Annotated in this window: 20 protein-coding genes; 11 read left to right on the plus strand and 9 right to left on the minus strand. The window is 37.8% G+C overall.

Translation table 11 applies throughout. The features are described from left to right. Window positions 1-5: 5 nt before the first annotated feature. The 5 genes from ABJE44_RS01025 to rpsU all read right to left on the minus strand — a co-directional run bounded on the left by ABJE44_RS01025 (window position 6) and on the right by rpsU (window position 6,329). Window positions 6-1,571, minus strand: coding sequence for a sodium/solute symporter (locus ABJE44_RS01025; RefSeq protein WP_348113025.1), 1,566 nt, complete (start codon window positions 1,569-1,571; stop codon window positions 6-8). 104 nt (window positions 1,572-1,675) lie between these two features. Then, window positions 1,676-3,535 (minus strand): RNA polymerase sigma factor RpoD, encoded by a 1,860-nt coding sequence (rpoD, locus tag ABJE44_RS01030; RefSeq protein WP_348113324.1) that lies wholly within the window; start codon window positions 3,533-3,535, stop codon window positions 1,676-1,678. A gap of 135 nt (window positions 3,536-3,670) precedes the next feature. Continuing rightward, window positions 3,671-5,437, minus strand: coding sequence for a DNA primase (dnaG, locus tag ABJE44_RS01035; RefSeq protein WP_348113024.1), 1,767 nt, complete (start codon window positions 5,435-5,437; stop codon window positions 3,671-3,673). 134 nt (window positions 5,438-5,571) lie between these two features. Next, window positions 5,572-6,033 carry a GatB/YqeY domain-containing protein gene (locus ABJE44_RS01040; RefSeq protein WP_348113023.1) on the minus strand — a complete coding sequence of 154 codons (462 nt, stop codon included), beginning with the start codon at window positions 6,031-6,033 and terminating at the stop codon, window positions 5,572-5,574. Window positions 6,034-6,113: 80 nt separating this feature from the next. Beyond that, window positions 6,114-6,329: a 30S ribosomal protein S21 gene (rpsU, locus tag ABJE44_RS01045; protein ID WP_006991319.1), complete on the minus strand. Its 216-nt coding sequence runs from the start codon at window positions 6,327-6,329 to the stop codon at window positions 6,114-6,116. A 220-nt stretch (window positions 6,330-6,549) separates the two neighbouring features. Between rpsU and tsaD the strand changes: the two genes are divergently transcribed. Beyond that, window positions 6,550-7,563 carry a tRNA (adenosine(37)-N6)-threonylcarbamoyltransferase complex transferase subunit TsaD gene (tsaD, locus tag ABJE44_RS01050; protein ID WP_348113022.1) on the plus strand — a complete coding sequence of 338 codons (1,014 nt, stop codon included), beginning with the start codon at window positions 6,550-6,552 and terminating at the stop codon, window positions 7,561-7,563. Between the two features lie 134 nt (window positions 7,564-7,697). Continuing rightward, a complete protein-coding gene (locus ABJE44_RS01055; RefSeq protein WP_348113021.1) occupies window positions 7,698-9,140 on the plus strand; it encodes a hypothetical protein in 1,443 nt (480 codons plus the stop codon). 39 nt (window positions 9,141-9,179) lie between these two features. On the opposite strand, the gene plsY is transcribed toward ABJE44_RS01055, so the two are convergent. Then, complete coding sequence (gene plsY / locus ABJE44_RS01060; protein WP_348113020.1) at window positions 9,180-9,779, minus strand: glycerol-3-phosphate 1-O-acyltransferase PlsY; 600 nt, start codon at window positions 9,777-9,779, stop codon at window positions 9,180-9,182. Between the two features lie 76 nt (window positions 9,780-9,855). On the opposite strand from plsY, the gene folB reads away from it, so the two are divergent. Genes folB through ABJE44_RS01080 form a run of 4 tightly spaced genes read left to right on the plus strand, consistent with a single transcriptional unit; the run spans window position 9,856 to window position 11,905 of the window. Then, a complete protein-coding gene (gene folB, locus ABJE44_RS01065) occupies window positions 9,856-10,215 on the plus strand; it encodes a dihydroneopterin aldolase (protein WP_348113019.1) in 360 nt (119 codons plus the stop codon). Then, window positions 10,212-10,733 (plus strand): 2-amino-4-hydroxy-6-hydroxymethyldihydropteridine diphosphokinase, encoded by a 522-nt coding sequence (folK, locus tag ABJE44_RS01070; RefSeq protein WP_348113018.1) that lies wholly within the window; start codon window positions 10,212-10,214, stop codon window positions 10,731-10,733. The genes folB and folK overlap by 4 nt, the downstream gene beginning before the upstream one ends. Next, on the plus strand, window positions 10,730-11,536 hold the full coding sequence (locus ABJE44_RS01075) for an undecaprenyl-diphosphate phosphatase (RefSeq protein ID WP_348113017.1): 807 nt from the start codon (window positions 10,730-10,732) through the stop codon (window positions 11,534-11,536). The genes folK and ABJE44_RS01075 overlap by 4 nt, the downstream gene beginning before the upstream one ends. A 3-nt stretch (window positions 11,537-11,539) precedes the next feature. Beyond that, window positions 11,540-11,905 carry a histidine triad nucleotide-binding protein gene (locus ABJE44_RS01080; protein WP_348113016.1) on the plus strand — a complete coding sequence of 122 codons (366 nt, stop codon included), beginning with the start codon at window positions 11,540-11,542 and terminating at the stop codon, window positions 11,903-11,905. A gap of 54 nt (window positions 11,906-11,959) precedes the next feature. Here the strand turns inward: ABJE44_RS01080 and ABJE44_RS01085 are convergent, their stop codons facing one another. Continuing rightward, entirely contained in the window at window positions 11,960-13,639 is a 1,680-nt protein-coding gene (locus ABJE44_RS01085; protein ID WP_348113015.1) for a Zn-dependent hydrolase, read from the minus strand. A 274-nt stretch (window positions 13,640-13,913) separates the two neighbouring features. Here ABJE44_RS01085 and ABJE44_RS01090 point away from each other — a divergent pair, with 274 nt between their 5' ends. Then, the gene (locus ABJE44_RS01090) at window positions 13,914-14,750 is read left to right on the plus strand and encodes an HDOD domain-containing protein (protein ID WP_348113014.1); all 837 of its coding nucleotides are present in this window, start codon (window positions 13,914-13,916) and stop codon (window positions 14,748-14,750) included. Between the two features lie 57 nt (window positions 14,751-14,807). On the opposite strand, the gene rdgC is transcribed toward ABJE44_RS01090, so the two are convergent. Further along, complete coding sequence (rdgC, locus tag ABJE44_RS01095; protein ID WP_348113013.1) at window positions 14,808-15,710, minus strand: recombination-associated protein RdgC; 903 nt, start codon at window positions 15,708-15,710, stop codon at window positions 14,808-14,810. A gap of 131 nt (window positions 15,711-15,841) precedes the next feature. After that, window positions 15,842-17,563, minus strand: a complete 1,722-nt coding sequence (locus tag ABJE44_RS01100; RefSeq protein WP_348113012.1) for an ATP-binding protein — start codon at window positions 17,561-17,563, stop codon at window positions 15,842-15,844. Window positions 17,564-17,781: 218 nt separating this feature from the next. On the opposite strand from ABJE44_RS01100, the gene phoB reads away from it, so the two are divergent. The 4 genes from phoB (at window position 17,782) to ABJE44_RS01120 (ending at window position 22,309) form a co-directional block, all read left to right on the plus strand. Further along, entirely contained in the window at window positions 17,782-18,471 is a 690-nt protein-coding gene (gene phoB / locus ABJE44_RS01105) for a phosphate regulon transcriptional regulator PhoB (RefSeq protein ID WP_133470246.1), read from the plus strand. A 74-nt stretch (window positions 18,472-18,545) separates the two neighbouring features. Further along, window positions 18,546-19,874, plus strand: coding sequence for a phosphate regulon sensor histidine kinase PhoR (gene phoR, locus ABJE44_RS01110; protein WP_348113011.1), 1,329 nt, complete (start codon window positions 18,546-18,548; stop codon window positions 19,872-19,874). A gap of 690 nt (window positions 19,875-20,564) precedes the next feature. Continuing rightward, entirely contained in the window at window positions 20,565-21,734 is a 1,170-nt protein-coding gene (locus ABJE44_RS01115; RefSeq protein WP_348113010.1) for an outer membrane beta-barrel protein, read from the plus strand. Window positions 21,735-21,766: 32 nt separating this feature from the next. After that, complete coding sequence (locus ABJE44_RS01120; protein WP_348113009.1) at window positions 21,767-22,309, plus strand: polysaccharide biosynthesis/export family protein; 543 nt, start codon at window positions 21,767-21,769, stop codon at window positions 22,307-22,309. The last annotated feature ends 2 nt before the right edge of the window (window positions 22,310-22,311 follow it).

The following is a 22,311-nucleotide window of genomic DNA, read 5'->3' on the forward strand; positions in this document are numbered from 1 at the left end:
GTTAGTTATAAAAGCAGGCTTTCTATTGCGAAACAAAACCCCAAAAGGAAGAAGAACCAAATTATAAGGGCTGTAGTGTTGGTCGCAGTTAATAACTTTAACCGAGCAGTAAAGAAAGGTTTGTTAGTAGATTTAGAGGATAATAAATAAAAGCAACACGCAATACTAACAGTGCAAATAAAGCCACTAAGATTCCACCAGAACCAAAATATTTGTGGTTGATATAGCCAAAGGTAGATATTGCTCAACACTCCAATAATCAACCCTGTATTGACCTGTTTGGCAGTAATTCCAGAAGTACAAATACCTAATAAGAATGTAGCTAAAATTGGTCCGTAACACACTGATCCAATCTTGTTTATTGCTTCGATAATAGTGGGAGCGATATCTCCCGCATAAAAAGATAAGGTAAGGGTGACTGCCCCCCAAAACACACCTGCATACTTTGCTACTTTTATTGATGTTTCTGAAGACAACGTTTTACCAGTGATACGGCAGTAATCCTCAACACTAACAGCTGATAAACTATTAATAGCAGAGCTCAAAGAAGACATAGCGGCAGCTAGTATTGCCACTAGCAGTAAACCTAAAATACCATTCGGTAAATAGTTAATTATAAATATCGGCATCATCCAATCTGGGTGTTCTGCTGGGATCTGCTCTATAAATTCTGGTGTGGTTAATGCCAGAGTGCCAATTATTAACCCGGCTAGACAATAAATCATGGTTATTGGAAAACGTAAAAAACTAGCTGTCATGATTATCTTTTTAAGATCGCTTAGGCTTTTAGCTGCTAGCGAACGCTGTGCTTCTGATTGATCGCACCCATAATAAGAGGCATATAAAACGATTCCTCCAAAAATCATCGGCAATAAGCCAAAACCTGCACCATCAAAACCATTTGAATTTAGGTTGAGAGTCGTAAGCCTTTGTGTATTAACAAGTTCAGTAAAACTTGACCAGCCTCCAATGTGGTAAAGCCCAAAGCCTAAACATATCACCGCTCCTGCAACAATGAGTATCATTTGAACGGCATCGCCATAGACAACGGCTTTCATACCACCTTGCAGTGAGTAGATAAGGGTGATGACTCCAATCAGTAAGACACTTTGCCAAAATGCTAGACCCATGGTGCTTTGAAGAATAATAGAAATAGCGTAAATCATAATCGCAGTAGCGAAAGACCGGCTAATTTGAAATACAATACTAATGAGTACTCTAGAGGAGTGATCAAAGCGGTTTTCTAAAAAGTCATATACAGTAATAACACCAGAACGATATAGGGTTGGTAAAATAAAGTACAACAGAGCTAACATGGCTAAGGGCAGTGCTAGCTCGTAAGACAACCATATTAGCCCTCCGCCTTCTCGTAGTCCTACAAAAGCTGGGGCGGAAATAAAACTCACTGCAGAAAGCTGAGTTGCCATTATCGATAGGGATAAGGGTTTCCAACCTAACTGATGGTTAGCTAAAAAGTAGTCTTCTGTATTTACTTGCTTTCTAAACATAAAACCCATTATCAAGAGTCCTGCAAGATAAGTGGCGATGATGGCATAATCCAGAATATTCATTAAAGGTTGCTTTTTTAACTAATTTATTGATTTACCTTACAAAAAATAACAGACAAAAAAAAGCCCCAGCATTGGCTGAGGCTTCGTTATCTTATTGATTATCTCTATTCGTCTAAGAAACTTTTTAGTTGCTCAGAACGACTAGGGTGACGTAATTTACGTAACGCTTTAGCTTCTATCTGACGAATACGTTCTCGTGTTACATCAAACTGCTTACCTACTTCTTCAAGAGTGTGGTCAGTATTCATGTCAATACCAAAGCGCATTCTTAATACTTTAGCTTCACGGGCTGTAAGACCAGCTAATACCTCTTGAGTGGCATCTTTTAAGCTACCGCCAGTTGCAGAGTCTAAAGGCTGGACAATAGTGCTATCTTCGATAAAGTCACCTAAATGCGAATCTTCATCGTCACCAATTGGCGTTTCCATCGAAATAGGCTCTTTAGCTATTTTCAATACCTTACGAACTTTGTCTTCAGGCATTAACATACGTTCAGATAGCTCTTCAGGTGATGGCTCACGTCCCATTTCTTGTAACATTTGACGAGAAATTCGATTTAATTTATTAATCGTTTCGATCATATGTACAGGAATACGGATAGTACGTGCTTGGTCAGCAATTGAACGGGTAATAGCCTGGCGTATCCACCATGTCGCATAAGTTGAGAACTTATAACCACGACGATATTCAAACTTATCTACCGCTTTCATTAAGCCGATATTACCTTCTTGGATTAGATCTAAGAATTGTAAGCCACGGTTTGTATATTTTTTCGCAATTGAGATAACCAAACGTAAGTTAGCTTCAACCATCTCTTTTTTCGCTCGACGAGCTTTTGCTTCACCAATAGACATGCGACGGTTGATATCTTTGATATCAGCAATGATTAATCCGGTTTCTTCTTCTACCGCATTCATTTTGCTAATTGCACGCTCAAGCTCTTCTTGATGTGCTCGCATCTCTTCTGCATAAGGTAGTGCAGAGTCCAGAATCTCAAATAACCAATCTGTGGAGGTTTCGTTGCCAGAAAAAGCTTTGATGAAATCTTTCTTCGGCATTTTTGCAGTAATAACACAGTGTTTCATCACTATGCGCTCTTGCACGCGAATTCGGTTCATCATGCCACGCATGTTTTTAACCATACGGTCAAATTGCTTAGGCGTAAGTCTAAATTCTTTAAATACTTCGCTTAACTCATTAATTTGAACACGAGACTCCTTATGAGAGCGGCCTTTAGCTGCAATTATATCTCGTACTTTTTCGTATTGAATGCGAAGTGCTGTGAATTTTTCACGAGCTAGTTCAGGATCTGGCCCTGTATCTTCTTCTTCCTCGTCTTCATCGTCTTCATCGCCATCTTCGTCTTCTAATTCTTCTTCAGATAACTCTGAACCAACGTGAGTTGCAGTAGGTGCAACATCTTGTTCGTTTGGATCAACAAACCCTATGATGATGTCACTAAGACGAATTTCTTCAGCTTCAAATAAGTCCCATTGGTCTAACAAATGAGTGATGGCTTCAGGATACTCAGCAACTGAGCACTGAACTTGATTGATGCCTTCTTCAATACGTTTGGCGATAACGATTTCGCCTTCACGGGTCAACAGTTCAACGGTTCCCATTTCACGCATGTACATGCGAACTGGATCTGTTGTACGACCTATTTCACTTTCAACTGTGGCTAATGCGGCAGCTGCTGCTTCTGCAGCTTCTTCATCAGTATCACTTTCTTGCATTAAAAGTTCATCTGAATCAGGAGCCGTTTCGAATACCTTAATCCCCATATCGTTGATCATGCGGATAATGTCTTCAATCTGATCAGAATCTACAATATCTTGTGGGAGGTGGTCGTTAACTTCCGCGAAAGTCAAATAGCCCTGTTCTTTACCTTTAGCAATGAGGAGTTTTATCTGCGACTGCTTGCTTTGCACCATATAACTTACACTTCTCGAATTTGATTGAATATTTATAAAAACCCTCTAGTAGAGGATTTGTACTGTACCTTGTAGCATTTACCCAGTAATAATTACTTCAGTTATTACGGCCTTAGGGAATTCACCATTATAGCAGACTCACTATGCATACGGCTATATGTTGGGTCATTTTTGTTCTTTTACAAGTAGGTTTAACTCTTGTTTTTCGTCTTCGCTTAATTTGCTTACCCTAGACTTTGAAAATAGCTCATCCATTCTACTTTGAAGGTGCCAATCCAAGAGCTTAGAAAAACTATCTTCAAATACTTTTTGTTGATTTTGTTCTGCATATTCCCAAGCTAATAACTTAGGTAAATGAGGACCTTGAGGGTGTTCTCTAAAATATTCTAGTACGTTGGCTGTTTTAGCATTTGGATTGGCTATGCAATATTGATATAGCTCTATTAATAGATCTAGACCAGGTATATTTACAGACGATAAGACAGACGGGTCTGCTGCAGGTGATGCAGCGGCTAAACTAGGTGCATCTAAGAGTAATCGCAACATCATTCTTACGGGAGATATAGTACTTTTGTTAAGCTTATTAAAGTCTAACTTTTGAGGCCCTTTATGTTGATTGGCCTTGGCTATATCTCGTTCTAATCTGTGTTTGTTTTGGTCGCCCATGTAATTGCTTAGGTCAGACATCAATATATCTCGGATATTGTCGCCCGCGATTTGTTCTATTAGTGGGGTTGCTTCAGTTTTCAATGCAGCTTTACCTTCATGGCTGCCCACATGATGTCTTTTTAGTAAGCTATCAAAGAAAAATTTAGAAAGGGGGACTGCATCTGTTCTAAGTTTGTCTTCAAAGGCATCTTTACCTATTTGACGAACTAATGTATCTGGGTCTTCGCCATCTGGTAAAAACAAAAACTTCATTTCAACGCCATCCTTCAAATAGGGTAGGGCGCTCTCTAGTGCCCGCCATGCCGCTTCTCGACCTGCACGGTCACCGTCGTAACAACAAATAACTTCGCTAGTTGCTCGAAATAACATTTGAATATGTTCAGCTGTAGTGGCTGTGCCTAAAGATGCGACAGCATAGTCAATTCCAAATTGTCCCAGTGCGACAACATCCATGTAACCCTCAACAATAATGACTTTTGCTAGATTACGATGTGCTTGTTTCGCTTGATAAAAGCCATATAGTTCATGGCCTTTGTGGAATATTCGTGTTTCAGGAGAGTTGAGGTATTTGGGGCCACCGTCGTCTAGTACTCGGCCACCAAAGCCTATGACACGGCCACGTTTATCACGAATTGGAAACATGATACGGTCACGGAAAAAGTCGAATCTGCGTCGATTGTCGTTTTCGGTAATAAGTTTTAAATCGAGTAGTTGTTGTTGGTACTCTGGGTTAATTCCAAAAGTTTTGAGTATCGAATCCCACTCTGGAGGGGCATAGCCCATATCGAAAGCTTTGACTACTTCTCCGCTTAGGCCTCGGTTTTTCAAATAATCTATAGCTTTATTTTTATCGGGATGGCTTTTAAGTTGCTGAGAAAAATATTTTGCGATCTTTTCCATTAGCTCATAATCATTTTCCCTCTGCTGCTTTTGTGCGGCACTTGGGGCAGGTGAGCTGCCTTTTTCTCGTGGTACTTCAATACTGTGATACTGGGCTAGTTCTTCTATTGCTTCAGGAAATTCTAAGCGGTCAAACTCCATTAAAAACGTAATGACATTACCATGAGCACCACACCCAAAACAGTGATAGAACTGCTTATCTTGGCTAACTGTGAAAGAGGGGCTCTTTTCATTGTGAAATGGGCAGCAAGCTTGATGATTACGGCCGGCTTTCTTCAGGGATACCCGACTATCAATAATCTCTACTATGTCCGAGCGAGCAATAATATCATCTATAAACTCACGAGGAATACGACCAGACATGGGACCTTCTTAATTCATTAAACAGTTGAATATAATGCCATAGAGCTTTAGAAACTGAGACAATATTTATAGGTATAAATAAAAAAACCGCAAAAAATGCGGTTTCTTGGAATATGTTGTTAGATTGCTAGAGGTTAGGCATTAAGCTTAGCTTTAATTTTACCGCTTAGCTGCCCCATATCTGCTTTACCTTGGACTTTTGGTTTTAACCAAGACATGACTTTACCCATATCCTGCATACCTGATGCACCTGACTCCGTCATTGCTTGAACAATTAGAGCGTCAAGTTCTGCTTCGCTAAGAGCTTTAGGTAAAAAGTCTTGTAAAATTGCAATCTCTGCTAGTTCTATATCAAGCAAATCTTGACGCCCGGCAGTCTCATATTGACTAGCAGCATCTTTTCTTTGTTTTACCATCTTGATCAATATCGCAAGCACGCCATCATCATTAAGGGCTACATAATTTGGATCAGTGCGGCCATCAATTTCATGCTGTTTAATGCCGGCTAAAGCCATACGAACCGTACCAAGACGAATTTTGTCTTTGGCGCGCATTGCTTCTTTTTGTGCATTTTTTAAATCATCTAGTAAAGACATGGAATGACTCAATGAAAAATAGATATATGATAAAACGACTAAAAGCGCGTTAAGTTGAAATAACGCGCCTTAGAAGAGATCTAGTACAATCTGATGCGACGAGCGTTTTCGCGAGATAACTTCTTCAAAAGACGTTTCTTAGCAGCCGCTTTTTTACGCTTACGTTCCCAAGTAGGTTTTTCAAAAAATTCGCGACGACGAACTTCAGAAAGTACACCTGCTTTTTCACATGAACGTTTAAAACGACGCAATGCAACATCAAAAGGTTCGTTCTCTCTAACTTTAACGATTGGCATTAAAATCTCACCTCAAAAAATAATATAAACTTTATCGGACCGGCGTAATTAATAGCCAGCTCGGTTAAAAATGGTGCGGAATTCTAATCATATCCACAGCTTTTGTAAAGCCTTAGGTTGTCAAAAAGATAAATTATTCAAACAAATCCCACATTAAATTGGCGCTTTTGGTCGCAATCAGTAAAATGCCAGCAAATTATACGTTACTTACTCATAAAATATGCGCGTTTTAGGAATTGAAACTTCTTGCGATGAGACCGGCGTTGCCATCTATGATCAGCATCAAGGGTTATTGTCTCATCAATTATACAGCCAAGTAAAATTACATGCAGATTATGGCGGTGTGGTGCCAGAGTTAGCCTCAAGAGATCATGTACGCAAATTAGTGCCATTAATTAAGGAAGCACTAAAGGAAGCTGATTGTACTGAGGAAGACCTAGATGGTATTGCTTTTACCAAAGGCCCTGGACTAGTCGGAGCGTTATTAGTTGGTTCTTCCGTTGCTCGCAGTTTAGCTTATGCTTGGGGCTTACCTGCTGTTGGTGTTCATCATATGGAGGGACATTTGCTAGCTCCTATGTTAGACGAACCCATACCAGAGTATCCATTTATAGCCTTGTTGGTGTCCGGTGGGCACTCTATGATGGTTAAGGTCGGAGGTATTGGTGATTATTTAGTCTTAGGTGAGTCAGTGGATGATGCCGCAGGTGAAGCCTTTGATAAGACCGCTAAATTACTAGGGTTAGATTACCCCGGAGGGCCATTACTGGCCAAGTTAGCTGAAAAAGGTGAATCGGGGCATTACGCTTTTCCACGCCCAATGACCACTAGGCCTGGCTTAGATTTTAGTTTCAGTGGTTTGAAAACGTTTACGGCCAACACCATTCGAGATTCAGACGGTTCAGCGCAATCTAAAGCGAATATTGCCTATGCATTCCAAGAGGCGGTGGTGGATACTCTAGCCATTAAATGTAAGCGAGCATTAAAACAAACAGGCATTAAACGATTAGTGATTGCTGGAGGAGTTAGTGCGAATACACAGTTACGCCAGCAATTAGCAACAATGATGAAAAATATAAAAGGTGAGGTTTTTTATCCGAGATTAGAGTTTTGTACGGATAATGGTGCCATGATTGCCTATGCTGGTTTGCAACGACTTAAGTCTGGTGAATCAGAAGGACTATCAACTAAAGCAAAACCTCGTTGGTCGCTAGAAGAGCTGCCAAAAATTTAATTAAATGTATAGGGTATTACATCTGGATTTTACTTGGTTAAGTTTAATCCTCCAAAACATATAACAGGATGTTTCGTAAGTCCTAATTTTGCAATCTAGAGTGTCGATTTTATTGATAAATTTGAGGAGAGATTGTGCCACTAGGAAACCGTATTAGTTATCCAGAGTCTGTGATTGAATTAAATCGACAAATATATTCAGTAAGTAAACAAGCTAATTCACTTTATCAACAAGCAGCAATTTATTTTGCAACTATTGATGAACACAAGAGTTTGGTGAAGGAGTTAGAGGAGCGAATTGAGCAAAAACAAGGTCAATTAATTACAGTTTCGGGTAAAGATAAGGCCAGATTGAGTGAAAGCAAAAGCGTTTTAATACAGCGCTTAAAGAAAGTGGTTGCCAAACATGAGAGTGAGCGTTTACTTCGATTGGAAAGTGCTATTGAAGTGTGTATTAAGCTGCTTGATATTACTGAGAGTCATAACTTTGAGGGGACTCAACTTAAAAGTGCCAAATTTCTCGGGACTATGTTGTTACTCTCTCCTGGACGAGGCAAAAAATTATCTGAATTACACCAACGTTTAAAACCTGCATATAAAACTGTTTTAAGTTTGCGCCTACTGGATAAGCTAGTTCAAGATGGCAGTATTAAGAGTTCACATATTAGAGATGCGTATGACGCCGAAACTCGATATGAAAAGCATGAGCGTATAAATACCCCTTACTTTCGTGGCGTGTTATTACCCATCATGCTAGTAGCCTTGTTTCAAGATGTTGGTTTTCAACACCCAGATGTCATAGCCATCATGAAAGGAGGGGGGAGCCTAGATGAATTTCGCCCATTAGAGCCTGAAGAGCGTAATCTAATGTTGAAGTTAGGTTATAAATACGCAATGGATTACGCTGTAAATGGATTAGGTTGTCAAAAATTCCAAGGCGATTCAAAAGTAGAAAGAGAGCGTTTTGACAACGCTGAAAAAGTACGCTTGAAGTTTCAAATAGGTTTTTTAAAAGATGTGGTAAATCCTGCGATTGGCATTGGAGATATAGTTAAAATACCTCAAGTTTATACATCCGTGGTTTTATCTACAAAGCGAGACTTTATTAAAAAAGACTTACCGAAAGCATCTAAGATAATTGAACAGTTAGCGGTAAATACCTCAGTTAATCAAAAAGCAGCCGATGCTTTTATAAGTATTGTTGGGCATTTCCCACAAGGTTATGGTGTGACGTTAATCCCCAAAAATTTACAAGGCGTAGAATTGAATAATTATGAATATGCCGTTGTCACTCGATTAAACCCTGAAAACCCGGATGAGCCTATTTGCAAAGTCGTCACCCGAAATTTAACTTACATAACTTCTGGAGCTACCACGAGTATTAAAAAGGATTGTAATTTACATTTTAATAAAGCTCGTAATAAACTTTCAAAAATAGATAGCGCCCGCCTAAAAACTATTATGCAGGCATTGTCCCATTCATTTAAGGTCGACGATATGGAGAGTTTAATTCCTTCTCTTTGGGAGCCATACGAATATTTTTCAGATAGAAAAAACCAAAATTTATGGACAAAGTAATATTGTGTTATGGCGGTAGGTAAGTTGGTTAAATATTTTTTATTTTGTTGGCTTTTTGATTTTTATTTTACTTTCTTGTCCTTGTATTAACCTTACAATATTGTCCTTATGACGAAGTACAATTAATGCGCTTAAAATTCCTACAGGAATGGCGAAGTCCGGTTTGATTAACATTGTTAAAAAAGGTGCAATGCAAACCGATACTATCGCTGCTAGAGATGAATATTTAGTTAAATATACTACTATTCCCCAAGTTACAATAATCAGTGCAGCTAAGTCTAAACCCAAGGGTAATATCGCTCCAAAGGCTGTGGCAACTGCTTTTCCTCCAGAGAAATTAAAAAAAAGTGGAAACATATGACCTAGGCAGGCAAACACCGCTATAAAAGCTAGGTATATAGGCTCAATACCAAGTAGATAACTAACGTATACTGGTAATGTACCCTTTAAAATATCAAATATCAGCACTAAACTAGCCGGAAGTTTGCCCCCAATCCTAAGTATATTAGTAGCTCCTGGATTACCAGATCCTAGGTTTCTTGGATCTCCTAAATCGAATAATTGGCTTACTAAAATGGCACTAGAAATTGATCCCAGTAGATAGGCCGATGCAAACATTAATATAGTTAACGCTGTCATGTACTTGTATGAAATAAATAAGTTACAATCTGTGAAGAATATAACAATCTCCCAAAAAATACAGCGCGGATCATCAATGGATAAAATTCATATCGAAGGGCTTGAGGTCTTATCGCTTATAGGTGTGTACGATTGGGAAAGGCAATATCAGCAAAGACTCATTGTAGATGTGGTGCTAAATGTAGATTTGGCTAAAGCGGCAGAGAGTGATGATGTTACTTTTACACTCAATTATGCAGAGGTTGCGCAAGGCTTAAGTGAATTTGCCGCAAAAAGTGAGTTTAAGTTAATTGAAGCCTTAGCCAGCAATATGGTTGATTGGCTCTTAATTACATTTCCAGTTTTACAGAAAGTACAGCTTAAATTGAGTAAACCCGATATTTTAGCTACAGCTAAAAATGTTGCGGTGGAGTTTTCAAGAGAGAAGTTCCATTGAGTAGTCATTTGAAAGATGTTCATGATATTTTCATCAGTATCGGAAGTAACGTTGACAAGGAATTAAACACAAAGGCCGGATTAGACAGTTTATTCGATACTTTTGGTGAGCTGGTAATGTCGGCAGTGTATGAAAGTGAATCTGTGGGATTTAAAGGCAGTAACTTCTATAACTTAGTTGTCAAAGCAGAAACGTCTTTATCCATAAATGAGGTGTGTCGTGTTCTGAAAAGTATCGAAAAAGATCATGGACGCAAACGTTGCGAACAAAAATTCTCTCCTAGAACCCTAGACTTAGATTTATTACTTTACGACCAAGTTATTTTAGAGCAACCTATTGAATTACCTCGTCCAGAGGTATTGTATAATGCATTTGTATTAAAGCCTTTGGCTGAAATTTCAGCAAATGTTTTACACCCTATCGCAAATAAAACGTATGCCGAGCTATGGCATGATTATGATAAAAGCCTGCAGCGGTTGTGGGCAATTAACTTTGAATGGAGTCCAACCAAATTATGACTATATTTGAAATAATCATTTTAGCGATTATTCAAGGAATTACTGAGTTTCTTCCTATTTCTAGTTCGGGGCATTTGATACTGCCCTCGTTACTGCTTGATTGGAAAAATCAAGGTTTAGCATTTGATGTCGCAGTGCATGTGGGAAGTCTTTTGGCTGTAGTCGCCTATTTTCGTGAAGATATTCTTCGGATGATCATTGCTTGGACAACAAAAGGATTCTCAAGTCAACAATCGCCAGATAGTAAGTTAGCTTGGTGGATCATCATAGCTACCTTGCCAGCTGTTGTTTTTGGGTATTTTCTCAAACCATTTATCGCTGAGTATGCACGCTCTGCTTTAGTTATAGCTTGTACAACGATTGGGTTTGGCTTGTTATTATGGATAGCTGATAGACGTGCAACTTTATCTAAAAATTTAACAGATATTAATTTTAAGTCAGCATTGATTATTGGGTTTTCGCAGGTGTTAGCTATGATCCCTGGTACATCAAGATCTGGGATTACGATGACCGCTGGTTTAATGCTAGGGCTTGATAGAGATAGTTGTGCGAGGTTTTCTTTTTTACTGTCTATCCCAACTATATTAGGCGCGGGGTTACTCGTAACTTACGACCTAGTCAAGGCTAATGAAGCTGTTGACTGGTTAGCTATGGGGTTAGGCGCAGCATTTTCATTCGTGAGTGCGTATGCTTGTATTTATTTGTTCTTGGCTTGGATTTCTAAGTTAGGAATGACTCCTTTTGTGATTTACAGGTTGTTGTTAGGTATTGTTTTGCTAGGCGTTGTTTTTGTTGGAGGCTAAGATATGAGTGACACAATTTTTACTAAAATTATTAATAAAGAAATTCCAGCTGAAATCCTTTATGAAGATGAGCTAGCTCTGGCTTTTAATGATATTAATCCTCAAGCTCCAATTCACTTTTTAGTGATTCCCAAAAAACCAATACTTACCATAAATGATATTGCATCAGAAGATAAGGCCTTAGTTGGTCATTTATATTGGGTAGCGGCTCAGATTGCCAGAGATAAAGGTTTTGCAGATGATGGTTATCGGGCTGTAATGAACTGTAATGAAAATGGTGGGCAAACTGTTTATCACATTCATTTACATGTACTAGCTGGCAAACCTTTAGGTTGGCCCCCGTACCAAGAAAGACTGAAAACAGTTTAACCTTTTTTAGAAAATAGCAGCTAAAAGCTGCTATTTTTTATTTCAAATTTAAAGCTAAAGCCCTAATACTTCAACGCCCTGTTCAAAGTGGATATCTACAGGAATATCAGCAGCTGTTAGTTTGTCTAAGTCTTGTTGCAGCTCGGATTTAATCGTACCTATTTCAGAAACTAGTTCAGCAACCCCTGTGTAGTCGCCATCACCTTGCAATGTAAGTATTTTGTTTGACAAGGCATTGATCGCTTTTGACATATTTTGCATGTCGACCTTATAAAATCCATGTTTATTGCGGCTAAATGCCTGACGTTCTTTGAAAAAGTTAAATCGGATCATATTGGCTTTGCCGTGTGCACTAGAAGCCCCAAAACGAACTGAACGAAATATACTTGCCATGAAGGTAACATAGTAATCTTTCAGTACACCTTCAGTAATAGCCCCTTTAGCTAATAATTGTTCAACCATATAAAGGCCTAAAATATCTGCTTTCCCTTCTTCTAAAGCAGATGCGTGTTCTTTTAAAGCTTGTCTAACCGTTTGGTCGCTACCCAATACAGATTTCACTCCCAATCCATGAGCTACCTCGTGAAACATAGTATTAGCAAAGAAGGCGTCAAAGGTAATGTTACTGCGTTGCTCTGGCGCGATTAGCTGTTCAGATATAGGTACTAAAATATTATCGAACTTTGCTTGCATAGCATTTTTAAGTTGTAGCCTACGGGTGCCTTTTTGTAATTGTACTTGTTCATCATTGGGTAGGTTTATTGCGATGGTCTTGCTGCCTGCATTGGAATGACCCGCATAATAGATAACATCGTATGCATTAAGGTCTGCATCTGATCCCGGAGTTTCAGCTTTATATTTTTCAGAGACAGGTAAGCCTTTTTGTAGCTCTGGTAGGAAGGCTGCATATTTACTTAGCTTTTTACTCCATGACAAATCTTTTAATAATACATAGGCCTCAAAAGCGGCGCGGTATCCAAATAGCTGATCTTCATAGGTTTCAATAGGTCCATATACCAACTCGATGGGATTAGACTTCATATCCATCCAAGCTAGGTCAGATACTTGGTATTCATTACTTATTAGTGCCTCAGCTCTTAGCTGTAAGTAATTGGAGAAACTTTTATCATCAGCTAATTTGGCAGCCTTCTTTAGTAAAAGTGCAGCTTGTTGCAACTCTTTAGAAAAGTATTCAGAATAAGGTATAGCGACTAAATCACCATTGGTATCTCGGCGAACCATAGAATATAGCCCCTTTTGATCCGTAAATTTAGCTTCTGCAAACTCTTTTTTACTCATATCCTTTGGATAAAACTCTGCTCCTAGTGACTTTTCTGAAGTATTGCTCAAAAATGGTGTATCACCATTGAGTCGGTCCCATGGGCCGTAATTGATGCGGCTAAACTCTCTGACTTCAGGCGCTAGTATCTTGTTTAAAAAGGTATCTTTGTTTTCTCCATATGCTTGTTGCCAAAATAAATTGTCCATAATTTCTGCAGCGTCAATCAGCACGATTAACATATCTTTTTGATTCTTACTGAGGTGACTGGTATCTGCCGTTAACTTTACTGGGTAGTATATGTTCAAACGTGCTTCTTGGTTGGCAAGTAAAGTGTATGGTGTCGTTTGTGTAGGCTTTTTTGACGGTTCATTTTTGGGGGTACAAGCAAAAAATAAGCTTGAAATAACTCCAATAGTGGCAATAGAAATATATGATTTTGAAAGATTTTTCATTGGTTCACCCTGTTTTTCTCATTGTTTTTATTGATTTAGATCGCTTTACCTTAAATATAACAAGATTTTAGCTTTTAAAGTGTGTATCACGGCTAGATAGCTTTAAAAAATATGCTAGCATTTGGGGAACTGAAATATGTAATTATTGAACATAAATGAACTGCAAATTAAGCTGTTTAATTGTGGTAGCAGTCTACAGGTAAAAAGGCTACTTACTATCTGGTAAGTGGTTGAGTATTTGTTAACACACATAATGTGTAATAAAGGAAAATATATGGCTACAGAAAATGCTTTACTGACAATATTGGCTGATAAAATCAATAATGATACTTTAGTTCTCCCAACTTTACCTGCAATCGCATTAAAAGTAAGGCGAGCTGCAGATGATCCTGAAATTAACCTTAATGCAATGGCCGATGTAATAGCCCAAGATCCTTCTTTAAGTGCACGTATGATAAAAATTTCAAATAGTGCATATTTGGGGCGTGCGGTAAAAGTTATCTCTACACAACAAGCTGTTACGCGTATTGGATTACGCCAAATTAAAAATATTTCAACCGCTCTCGCTATGGAACAGCTTTTTGTTTCAAAGAATCCAATAGTCAAAGAACATATGGAAGCAGCATGGGACAGTACAGTGGAGGTGGTCGCTAATTCTTTAGCTGTGTTGCAAGTTCATGTAAAGAAAACAAAAAATAGAACGCTAAATATTGACTCCGTAATGCTGGCTGCTTTAGTACACAATATAGGTATATTACCTATATTAACAGAGGCTGAGCGTCATACCGAAGTGTTTGCTAGCCCTACATTTTTAGAGGTTGCCATTAAAAAGTTGTCAGGGAGAATAGGCGCCAGCATAATGAAAGAGTGGGGGTTCGAGCCAGAGTTTGTAGAAGTCGCTGAATCTTGGGAAAATATGTCAGTTCAGTATGATGGGATCTCTTACTTAGACATAGTACGTTTAGGTGCTGCTTTTTGTGGCAAGTTTGAAGAAAATAAGGAAGTTGCATTTAAAGCTGCCATAGAAAAAGGGGTAATAGACGATTTATCTGAATTATTGACGGATGAATTTGAAGAGTACAAGGCTAGTGCTAAGCTAATTTTCGAATAATATTATTGAGTTAGGTGCAGACTGTATTTATATTCTGCACCTATTCTTGTAGGTCAGCTATTCATTTTCATTTAAGGGAAAAATTTCTTTTAACCTATTTGTAAAGCGCACGACTTCTCCCGACATTAACGCAAAATTTGCATCCATTCGAGCTAACATTTGATCTTTAGGAATATCATCATTTTGCTCACGTACCACATCGCTGAACTTAAGTCGTTTAATACTCAAGTCTTCTTGTATTATTGCACTGAAGGTTTCATCCCATTCAATGGCAATTTTTTGGACTGATTTTCCGGCTTCTAAATGCTGGGTAATTTCATCACTATATAAATCTTGATTTTTACAACGAACTATTGCGCCATCTTCTTCTAGGGCTTTTAATTCCGCTTCTTCTAATATATTTATATCACTTGGTGCTTTATCTTCACTAAGCCATGAAGTGAGCTCTGCTTGAACGGATTGTCTGGCTAGCGGCATAACAGGAAGAGACCCTAACGCTTTGCGCAACATCGCTAAAAATGCCTCTGCTTTGCCATCTGCGGATGCATCTACAACGACTAGTTTTTCAGCCATGGATACAAACCCATGTGTAAAACTATTTTTTGTAAAAGCCTGAGGAAGTAAGCGATGGATAATTTCTTGCTTCATATCTTGTTGAGCTTTTTTGCCAACAGGCGAACCGGTTTCGGCTTCGATTATTGCAACTTTATCTGCTAATTCGGCATTAACAACTGCTGCTGGTAAGATTCGTTCCTGTTTTTTCAAGGTTAACCACACTCTACCTGCGGCTGCATGAAGTAAACTTTCTCCTTGATTGAAAGGTGAAGCCCATCCCATAGTCGCTAAATCTTGGCTGCCACAAGGTCGAAATTTAAACTCACCTAGTTTGTCTTCAATGTCCTGCTCTTGAAAGTCCATGTCTTGTGTTATTGCATAAAGCTTTAGGTTTTTAAACCACATAATGTAACCACTATTTGATTAAACATCTCAGAGTAAGATGTAAGTAAAAAAGGGCGTAGAGACTAACAGGAATTTTAGTCATGCGCCAAGGGATTTGGGTATTTTCAGAATGATAAGCTATTCAGAAATACTTACATTGGAATGGATATTTTGTAATGCAGACCTTCTCCTAGTTCACTAGATGCCTGAATTTTACCCTTTAAAGTTTGCGTGACTAAGTTGTACATAATATGAGTACCTAATCCACTGCCTCCTTCACCCCGCTTAGTTGTAAAAAATGCATCGAAATGCTGTCCTAAAGTTATTTTATCTAAGCCTTTTCCATCATCAGTATAATGTATCAGTAGATTGTTATCTTGTTGCGTAATATTTATGCCTATTGAGCCTTTAGGTTTATTTTCAAAACCATGGATAAGAGAGTTCATAATCATATTAGTGAGTATTTGTGCAAGTACTCCAGGGGCACATTTTATGGTTAGGTCGTCTGGGCAATGCACGTCAATTGTATGTTGTGTTTTCTTAATGCTAGGTGCCAAAGATTGAACAATTTCAATCAAGTATTCACTAACATTAATTTCTCTTTCTGCCTCACTCGTTTGATCTACTGCTACTTGTTTAAAGCTTGAAATTAAATCAGATGCTCTATTTAAATTATTTGTTAATAGTGTAATCGTTTGTTGTGCTTCAGATATAAAAGAGGACATGGTACTACCAGTTAACTTTTTATCTTCGTACGCCACTTTTAACTTATCAACTCTATCCTGTAGGAAACTCGTGGCTGTAACACCAACACCAAGTGGGGTATTTACATCATGGGCTATACCTGCAACTAAGCCGCCTAAAGACGCCATTTTGGCAGACTCTACTAATTGATCTTTTGCTAGTTGAATAGTCTCCATAGACGTAGCAAGTTCGGAATTTCGTTTACGAAGCTCGTCTTCAATAAACTGTCTATTCTCGTTCTCTTGTCTTAGCTCTCTTTGATTAATTAATAATTCGTCTTTTTGCTGTTCAAGGTCGAGCATTATTTTACTTAAGGTAGCGGTCTTTTTGGCAACATCTTCTTCTAGAGAAATATTTTGATCGTCTAGTCGTCTATTGGCTTGTTGCAATTCGTTTTGGGTTCCTGCTAACTTTGCTTGATAATCTATAATTTCATCGATTAGCTTGTTATAGGAAGTTTCTAGGACTTTTAATTCATTATTTTCATTAATACTTAGATCAAGCTTTGATGAGTTAGGATCATTTAAATTAAAATCGGAGATCTGTTGGGTTAATTCATTTAATGGGTTGGTTAACATTGTGCGAAATGCACTCATAAATAAAAAGACTAGAAATGCAGTTTTAACTATGGCATTGCCCAGAAGAAAAAATATTCCGACTTCAATACGACCAAAAATAATATCTGAACTCGAGTATAAAGTGACATCTCCTACTAAAGAGGTTCTGCCAGAAAATTCAAATATAAGTGGAAAACTATAACCGAAAGTGCCGCCTGAATGGTCTCTTACCACACCTTTTGTAATTGATTCATTACTTAGTTCTGAGGTGCGTCCAAGGTTTGAAATATAGTTGCCGTTTTCATCTCTGATTTGCACCCCTTCGACTATAGGTAATTCCATTAAACCCTCCGCAATCGATTTAGCTTGGGGGGTATTTAACTCCCATATAGCTCGAGTTAGACTCGTGCTAAATGTATTTTTAAGCGTTTGGAGTTCGCTTTCAATATGACTTTTGGCATTTAGGTATTCAGTAACGATCTGTCCTGCAGTTACTATCAAGGTTAATACGAAATACACTGATAATACTCTTGTTAACAGCTTTTTAGATAACCCCTGTTTGGCACTAGTCATTTAAATTTTTATTCCTTAAAATCTTTTGGCGAATAAAGAATATGCGGAATTAAAAGAATAAACAAGCAGTCCAATAACCTGATGTAAAGGTTATGCACATCTTATCTTTTGTATTCTCTTATTACACTTTATATAAACTTAAATACAAACCTTAATAAAAGTGTCATAAATAGTATGAATAATCGTGCCCGTCGTCTATGTACTAAGGAAACTCCAGAATGGCAAAACGTATTTTATTAGTAGAGGATGAAGCTCCTATCCGAGACATGTTGAAGTTTGTACTTGAACAGTCCGGCTATGAAGCAATTGAAGCTGAAGATTATGATGTAGCGTTAGAGAAAATTATAGAGCCTTATCCTGATTTAATCCTTTTAGATTGGATGTTACCTGGAGGTACAGGGGTACAGCTTGCTAAAAAGCTTAAGCAGCATGAATACGCTAGAGACATTCCAATTATCATGCTGACTGCTAGGGGGGAAGAGGAAGATAAAATAAGAGGCTTAGAAGCAGGGGCCGATGACTATGTTACAAAGCCATTCTCTCCTAAAGAGCTTGTTGCCCGTGTGAAAGCAGTTATCAGGAGGGTTACCCCTACATCTAGTGAAGATGCCATTGATTTTCAAGGCCTGAAGCTTGATCCTGTATCCCATCGTGTAACCTCAAATGATACTCCAATAGAAATGGGGCCAACTGAATTTAAATTATTACACTTTTTCATGACCCATGCAGAGCGAGTCTATAGTAGAGAACAGTTATTAGATAACGTGTGGGGCACTAATGTGTATGTTGAAGACAGAACCGTAGATGTTCACATTAGAAGGCTTCGTAAAGCTTTATCCAGCTTTGAACATGACAATATGATTCAAACTGTACGGGGCGCAGGCTATCGTTTTTCAAGCAAACTTTAACCTAGGCTCTAGCCATTGGTTACGTGAATGTCAGGGCTTTAAATTTAAGTTATAAATAAGGAATAGTGACTATTATGTTTAAGCCGCACCCTTGGCTAAGAAGTATTCTTAAGTTTATTGTATATACCATAATGATATGTTCACTTGGGTATTATTTACAACAAGTGCTAGTTGTCTCTTTGATCGGAACTTTAATATTACTTGGTTGGAGCTATATTCGTTTATATCGCTTAGATTATTGGTTGTGGCATAGCAAGAAAATGTCACCACCTATGTCTCGCGGAGTTTGGGCGCATATTTATGAAGGAATTTATAACTCTAATTTAAAGAATCGAAAAAAACGGAAGACGTTAGGTGAGATTGTTCGCCGCTTTCGCCAAGGTTCTGAAGCTTTGCCAGATGCGGCTGTGGTGGTAGACAAAACTGGACATATTACTTGGTGCAACCGGTTGGCCAGAATCGAATTAGGATTACGGTTTCCAAATGATATGGGAAAGTTACTAACTGACATTCTGACCGATCCTAAATTAAAAGCATTTTATGATGCGAAACGTTTTGAACACCCAATCGAAATTACGTCTCCCATTAATTCTAATAAAGTGCTCGAATTTAGGGGCGTGCCCTATGAAGATGGGCACCTGATGTTACTTGTAAGAGACGTCACTAGGCTTACACAAATCGAAAATATGCGAAAAGACTTTGTGGCTAATGTATCTCATGAATTAAAAACGCCGCTCACAGTTATCAATGGCTACCTAGAAATGCTCCCTGAAGAAGGAGAAATGCCAGCTCCTATGATGAAAAAAGCAATTTCTGAAATGCGTTCACAATCCTTAAGGATGCAGAGCTTAATTGAAGAGTTGTTAGTCTTATCAAGAATTGAAGCCAGTACAGAGCGCGCATTTGATAAGTTAGTTAATGTGCCACAAATGTTATGGCAGATCCAAGTAGAGGCAGATGCTTTGAACAGAGAGCGGGGGCATAAAATCTTTTTTGATATCTCACCCATCTTATATGTTTACGGCATTGAAACAGAATTACGTAGTGCCTTTTCAAATCTAATTTTTAATGCAATTAATTACACGCCAAACGGAGGTGTAATAGAATTAAAGTGGAGCTTAGAAGGGGCAAGAGCTACCTTCAGTGTGAAAGATAATGGAGATGGAATCTCTGCAGAGCATATTGATAGATTAACCGAACGATTTTATAGAGTCGATAAAGCAAGGTCACGTAAAACAGGTGGCTCTGGATTGGGCCTATCTATAGTCAAGCATGTGTTGTCGCATCATAACTCTAAATTACTTATAAGTAGCTCTGTAGGCAGAGGAGCTCTGTTCTCATGCCACTTTTCTGAAGAGCTGACATATCTTTCCGATGAATCTAAAACTAGTAGTTTTAGATAATGGGTGAGTACGTTATAAGTAACTCATTAACATACAGCTGTACAATAGAATAAAATAGATGATAAACCATAGTAACTTCCATATTTAAGAAAGGTACTTTTTTAGCAATATTTCTATTAGATCTTCTTTTTGAGAGTGATAGGGAATATGATGTTTTTATGAAAAATTTGGCATCTTATTGGCACAGTTAATCTACCTCAAAAGACAAATTTTAGTGTTGAGATAACTCATGCTCATTTGATGAAAATAGTTTACTGAGAATCAAGCTTTGATAATCAAATGATTAGATGATTTATTCACTTTTACTATTCAATTTGTCTGTATGAATGAAACTTGTTAACTTTTTAACTTATTTAATACAAAGAGTTAATGTAATTCACTTATATAAAGTCATGCATTTAACCCACAAATAATAATATGCACAAACTCTTTCACAAAACTTCTGTTTAAATCACTTTTTCTAGTTAATACCAATATAAGAATCCATTTTTTTAGGGTAGCATTGGAAATAGTAACTTGATGGTTTAGTGTTGTATTATCGTTTCTATTATATTGTTTGATTGAAATAAAGTTTAATGATTTTTAGCTTTAATTACAGATGGTTCAATAATTCTAAGCAGAAAGTGGATTATATATTGCAGTACATAGGCGGAGGTTGTATTAATGGAAGGGCGTCAAAGGATATAATATATGTTTAGAATCGATGTTTTCGTATTGAGCGTGGCACTAGTCTTGGCTCTTTTGACAGATAGGGCTTTGGCTCAAAGTCGGCAAGGGCTAATAATCGACGGCACCATTGTTGCAGGCTTCGATGATAACGTTTTTAGAAGCAATGTTGAAGAATCTGATCGTGTAATTCAATTTGTCCCCAAAATTTCTCTGAATGGACTTTATGGGAAGCACAATTTTGCTTTTGAGTATGTTGGAGACTTTGCACAATATTCTGAAAATTCTGATTTCAATTATTTTCAACACAATTTTAATGGTTTCGCATTATTAGATATAAATAGGACGATTAATGCTCAGTTTAACTTTTTTTATCAAGATAAAATCGAAAAACCTGGGGTAAACAGTTCATTGCTTGATGATGAAGCAGAAGAGTTTAATGAATATACTATAACTGGATTAAATGCTGCTCTTTATTACGGAACCAAAAGAAGCATTGGACAGTTAGTATTAATATTTGATGTCAATAACAGAGATTATTCAAACAACTCTCAAGAATTTAGAGATGTCGATAGTAGCGCAATAACTGCTAGATTTTTTTATAATTTAGGAGATAAAACTAGATTGCAATTGGAAGCAGGTACTGGGGACTACGATTATATTCAAAATGAAACCTCAATAGACAGGTCAAATAGCGAATTAGAGTTATTGTTAGGAGTTACATGGGAAGCAACAGCCAAAACTTCTGGAGTGTTCAGAGTTGGTTACAAGAATAAAGAATATAATTCCGAGCAATTCAAAACTATATCTGGTCTGTCATATTTCTTTAATGTGGAATGGCAGCCCACCAGATATACTTCTTTTAGTTTGGGCTCGACAAAAAATCCAAATGAATCCGCGCAAATTAACGAAGGAGGCCTTTTCAGAACTACATATTCAATAGAAGCTCAACATGAGATTACTTCTCGAACTAACTTTCTTACAGAGTATAAGCTTTACAAAGATGAAGTGGCTTTATTTGAGGGAAACAGAACCGACGAACGTGAGGAGTTTAGTGTTGGGGTTGGCTTCGTTATTAATAGATGGTTGGATTCAAAAGTGGGTTATAAATATTTAAACCGCACGTCAGATTTAGATACTTTCAATTATACGGCTAACATATTTGAAATATCTTTGAATAGCTCCTTTGACTAAATATAAGTCACTTTAATTATGGAAAAAATATTATGAAAACTCATACTTTAGTTGCTTTATTACTAGGTTTAATAATTACCTTAGTAAATTCAACTTTATCTACCGCACAAGAGATAAATGACTACAGGTTAGCGACAGAAGACCAAATATCGGTAACTGTTTTTAATGAGCCAGATCTTAATTTAGTTGAGGTAAGAATTAGTGCCAGTGGAACAATCTCAATGCCTTTACTTGGACAGGTTTCAATCGCAGATTTGACTGTCACCGAAGTCGAAAATAAATTGACAGAATTGCTACTGCAAGGGTATCTAAAAAAACCTAACTTGACCGTTACAATCAATGAGTATCGTCCTTTTTACATAGGTGGGGAAGTACGAGAGCCTGGCAGTTATCCTTTTCGACAAGGTTTAACCGTTCAAAAAGCCATAGCAATCGCTGGGGGATTCACTGAGCGAGCATCTAAGTCTGCCATCTCTATGGTAAATGAAAAAGAAGAGCGTAATATCCAGCAAGCTAAATTAGTTGATGGTGTGATGCCCGGTGATGTCATTACAATTAGTGAAAGTTTTTTTTAGGG

It is taken from the genome of Paraglaciecola sp., assembly GCF_039942875.1.
In the GTDB taxonomy this organism is placed as follows: Bacteria; Pseudomonadota; Gammaproteobacteria; order Enterobacterales; family Alteromonadaceae; genus Paraglaciecola.